Annotated in this window: 3 protein-coding genes; all 3 read left to right on the top strand. The window is 70.4% G+C overall.

Going from position 1 to position 4,832, the window contains the following annotated elements; translation table 11 throughout:
* The first annotated feature begins 399 nt into the window (after positions 1-399).
* Positions 400-3,078, top strand: a complete 2,679-nt coding sequence (locus D180_RS08950) for a M1 family metallopeptidase (RefSeq protein WP_043090697.1) — start codon at positions 400-402, stop codon at positions 3,076-3,078.
* A 121-nt stretch (positions 3,079-3,199) separates the two neighbouring features.
* Positions 3,200-3,625, top strand: coding sequence for a hypothetical protein (locus tag D180_RS08945; RefSeq protein ID WP_017912525.1), 426 nt, complete (start codon positions 3,200-3,202; stop codon positions 3,623-3,625).
* 148 nt (positions 3,626-3,773) lie between these two features.
* On the top strand, positions 3,774-4,832 hold a 1,059-nt coding region (locus D180_RS08940), incomplete at its 3' end, for an efflux RND transporter periplasmic adaptor subunit (RefSeq protein ID WP_017912524.1).

Genomic DNA, 4,832 nt, shown 5'->3' with positions numbered 1-4,832 from the left:
GCCGCTGCGGAAGGGAACCCGGCAAGTCAAAAGCCGAAGCAACAGCGATAGCAAAGCGAATGCGCTGTACTTGGTGGCCGACGTCGCCTGTTGATCGTGGTGGGCACGCAACAACGCTGGCCTCCGAAGCAGCCGCGGGCGTCATTCGCGCGTGTGGAACGACTTCTGCCGGGACTTACGATACGTTGGCCGAGTTCACTGTGGGAGGGACTTCAGTCCGGACGCCTTTCAAGGTTGGGGCACAGCAGGAATCGTTCGTCGCGGCTGCATGACAGTTGATTTCTAAGACGAACTGCTCCCCCGCGCTAGCGCCTGTGTTGCCACACTGACCTTCACCACGTGACAGCCGCGGCCGCGCATGCTTAAGTCGTCGCCCTCCTCATCGGCGAAGGCCCGTCCATGCCAGCTCTGTCCCGTCGCGTGCTGTTCTCCGTCCTCGCGCTGTGCTGCGGCGCGGCCTGTGCGCAGGCCCCCGATGCGGTGCCGACCGGACGCCTGCCGAATTGGGCGGTGCCGGAGCACTATGCGCTGGACCTGAAGATCGATCCGGAGCGCACCGACTTCGACGGCACCGCCACCCTGCGCGTGCGCCTGGAACGCGCCTCCGACCATCTGTGGCTGCACGGCAAGGAGTTGCGGGTGAGCAAGGCCACGCTGCGCACCGCCGATGGTGCGTCGTTCCCGGTGCGCTACACCCAGGCCGACGCGCAGGCCGGCGTGGCCCGCATCGCCTTCGGGCGCACCCTGCAGCCGCAGGAGCTGACCCTGAGCATCGTCTACAGCGCGCCGTTCAATCAGCAGTTGCAGGGGCTCTACCAGGTCAAGGCGCAGGGGCATGCCTACGCCTTGACGCAGATGGAGCCGATCAGTGCGCGCTACGCCTTCCCCGGCTTCGACGAGCCGGCGCTGAAGACGCCGTTCGCGTTGCGCCTGACCGTGCCCGAGGGCGAGCAGGCGCTGGCCAATACCCGCGCCGAGTCCACAGAGCCGGCGGGCAAGGGCTGGAAGACCGTGCGCTTCGCCGAGACCGTGCCGCTGCCGACCTACCTGGTGGCTTACGCGGTCGGGCCGTGGGACGTGGTCGACGGGCCGGCATTGCCGGCCACGCCGCAGCGCCCGCAGTCCACCCCCTTGCGCGGCGTCGCTGCACAAGGACAGGGCCCGCGCATCCGGCGCGCGCTGCAGCAGACGCCGGAGATCATCACCGCGCTGGAGGAGTACTACGACTTCGGCTATCCGTTCGACAAGCTGGATCTGGTGGCCGCGCCGGACTTCTCCGCCGGCGCGATGGAGAACCCCGGTTTCGTCACCTTCCGCGACTGGCTGCTGTTGCTGGACGACCATTCGCCGCGGCACAACGTCGAGGGCTCGTTCAACGTCACCGCGCACGAGCTGGCGCACCAATGGACCGGCGACACGGTGACCATGGCCTGGTGGGACGACCTGTGGCTCAACGAGGCCTTCGCCACCTGGATGCAGCAGAAGATCACCATGCGCCTGCGGCCGCAGTACCGCGCCGACCTGGACCGCATCAGTGCCGCGCATGACGCGATGAACAACGACAGCCTGGTCAGCGCGCGCAAGATCCGCCAGCCGATCACCGGCAACGGCGACATCGAGACCGCCTTCGACAGCATCACCTACCGCAAGGGCGCCGCGGTGCTGGGCATGTTCGAACAGTTCGTCGGCGAGGATACCTTCCGCAGCGGCATGCGCAGCTACATCCGCGCGCACCGCTTCGGCAACGCCACTGCCGACGATCTGGTCGAGGCCATCGCCGCCGCGGCCGGCAAGGGCGAGGATGTCAAGGCCGCGTTCCGCAGCTTCCTCGATCAGCCGGGCGTGCCCTATCTGCAAGCGCAGCTGCAGCCCGAGGCGGGCGGCGCGGTGCTGCAACTGCACCAGCAGCGTTTCCTGCCGCTGGGGTCGCGCGGCAGCGCCGCGCAGACCTGGGGCGTGCCGGTCTGCGTCAAGTACGGCACGCGCCAGGGCGTGCGCCGCGCCTGCCAGATGCTGTCCGCCAGCGACGGCCGCCTCGCGCTCGCTGGTGCCGATGCCGACAGCTGGGTGATGCCGAATGCCGGCGGCACCGGCTACTACCGCTTCGCCCTGCCCAAGCCGCAGCTGGCCGCGCTCGGCCGCCATCTCGATGCGCTCGACGATGCCGAGAAGCTGGCCTATGCCGACGCTATCGACAGCGCGTTCCGCACCGGCGATGCCGACACCGCGGACGTGATCGCGGCCATGCAGCAGCTGGCGCCGGCCAAGGCCACGGCGGTGGCCACCGCGATGAACGACCGCGTCGCCTGGATCTGGCGGGTGCTGGCGCGCGACGAGGCCCAGCGCGCCATGCTGCGCCAGGCCACCGACGCCGCGTTCGGCGCACGCCTGCAGGCGCTGGGCGATCGGCGCCGCGCCGGCGACAGCGATGACGACGTGGCGCTGCGCTCCAACCTGGCCGAGCTGCTCGGGGTGACCATGGGCGTGCCGGCGGTGCGGCAGGCGCTGCTGGCCCAGGGCGATGCGGTGCTGGCCGGCAAGGGCGGTGCGCTGGATTTCGCCGCCGCCAACCCGGATCTGCTTGGCGCAGCGCTGACGGTGGCGGTGCAGGCGCGCGGCGCGCCCGCGGTGGACGCATTGATCGCGGCCCTGCGCGGTCACGGCGAACCGGCCCAGCGCAACGCGATGATCGAAGCGCTCGGCGCCTTGCAGGATCCGCAGCAGGTGCAGAAGGTCCGCGATTTCGCCCTGACCGATGCGATCAAGGTTGGCGAGATGAACAGCCTGCTGATGGGCGCGCATGCCGAGCCGGCCACGCACGCCTCGATGTGGCCCTGGTATACCGCCCACTTCGATCGCATCGTGGCGCGCTCCGGTTCCTTCGACGGCGGTCGCTTGCCGGCGCTGGCGGCCAGCGGTGGCTGCGATGCCGCCGAAGCGGACCGGCTGGAGGCGTTCTTCACGCCGCGCCTGAAGGCACTCAGCGGCGCCGACCGCGGCCTTGCGCAGACCGCCGAAACGATTCGCCTGTGCAGTGCGCTGCAAGCGCGGCAGCGCGCCGCGTTTCCGCCGCACTGATCGCAGTTGCCAGGTCCCTGCGCCGCCCGCATGCTATGCGGCGCGCACTCGCGCGGCAGACGCAGGGATGGCGGATCCGGTGGCGGACGACGCTGCCGGGCAACGTTCAGGGGGGGAACGCATGGATCCGAAGCTGCATGACGTGTTGGCCAGAACCAATGTGGCCGAACTGGTCCAACCGGCGTGCGCCGAACAGGTGACGCATCAGCCGGTGCAGCCGGAGCCAGCGCCGCCGCCGCCGCCCAGATACGCCACCTCCGATCCGTTCCAGTACCACCTGGCCAGCACAGAGGTCGTCGGCAAGTTGGCCGAGGGGCGTACGTCGCCGGCGCTGCGCTTTTTCGGCTGGCTGGTGTTCGGACTGCCGATGGCCTCGTTCGGATTGATGATGCTGCACGCGATCTGGTATGACGCGTCGGCGCATGCCCTGTATGTGCCGCACACCCTGGGGCAGGCGGTGCGCATGCTGCTTGGGACTGCATCGGCGCTTGCCTTCATCGGGGCCTATCCGTACTTCACCCGGCGTCGTACCGGCAAGACTGATTGAGCGGCCCAAGCCGTGCCACGCGTGCGCTGCGTCTCATCGCGCAGCGCATGCGTTGGCCGGCAAGGGTCGTCGGTCATGGTCGCGACGTGTCAACGCCCGTCACGCCAGGCCGTTAGACTGGGTCGAACTCCACGCGTCCGGGATCTCCATGCCGCACCGACCACGCGCCGGCGTCCGCCTGGTGTGCCTTCTGTTGTCCTCGCTCGCGCTCGTGCTCGCCGGTTGCGGCAAGGCCCCGGCGCCGGCCGCGGCCAGTGCCGCGATTCCGGTGACGCTGCAGACGGTGCAGCCCCGTGAGTGGAACGACAGCCTGGCCGCGCTGGGCACGGTCAAGGCCCGCGAGTCGGTGACGCTGACCGCCAAAGTCAGCGAGATCGTGGAGCGCGTGCATTTCGAGAGTGGCCAGGAAGTGGCGGCCGGCGCGCCGCTGGTGACGCTGCGCGGGCAGGGCCAGCAGGCGGCGTTGCGCGAGGCGGAGGCCACCTACACCGAGGCCGAGCAACTGTATCGGCGGCAGAGCGAACTGGTCGGGCGGCAACTGGTGTCGCGCGCGCAACTGGACACGCAACGCGCACTGCGCGATGCCGCGCAGGCGCGGGTGCTGCAGATGCGCGCGGAGATCGGTGACCGCAGCGTGCGCGCGCCGTTCGCCGGCGTGCTCGGCCTGCGCCAGGTCAGCCCCGGCGCGCTGCTGACGCCCGACGCGACCATCGCCACGCTCGACGACGTGGCCCAGGTCTACGTGGATTTCCAGGTGCCGGAGGCGGCGCTGTCGACGGTGAAGGCGGGCGATGCCGTCGGCGGCCGCAGCGTGGCGTATCCGGGGCGCGCGTTCGAAGGCAATGTCGCCACCGTGGATGCGCGCGTGGACAGCGCCACCCGCGCGGTCACCGTGCGCGCGGCTTTCGACAATACCGACCGCGCGCTGCGCCCGGGCATGCTGATGGACGTGCGCCTGTATCGGCCCGCCCGGCAGGCGCTGGTGATCCCGGAGATCGCGGTGGTGCAGGTGGGGCGCGACGCTTTCGTCTATCGCGTCGGCGCCGACGCCACCGTGGCCCGCGCCGACGTGCGCACCGGCGCGCGCCGCGACGGCCTGGTCGAGATCGTCGACGGCCTGCAGCCCGGCCAGCGCATCGTGGTCGAGGGCACCGGCAAGCTGCGTCCGGGCGTGGCCGTGGTCGATGCCGCCGCCGCCGTGAACGGC

The organism is Xanthomonas sp. SHU 166 (assembly GCF_000364685.1).
In the GTDB taxonomy this organism is placed as follows: Bacteria; Pseudomonadota; Gammaproteobacteria; order Xanthomonadales; family Xanthomonadaceae; genus Xanthomonas_A; species Xanthomonas_A sontii.
This window is presented reverse-complemented; position numbering and strand designations above follow the sequence as displayed.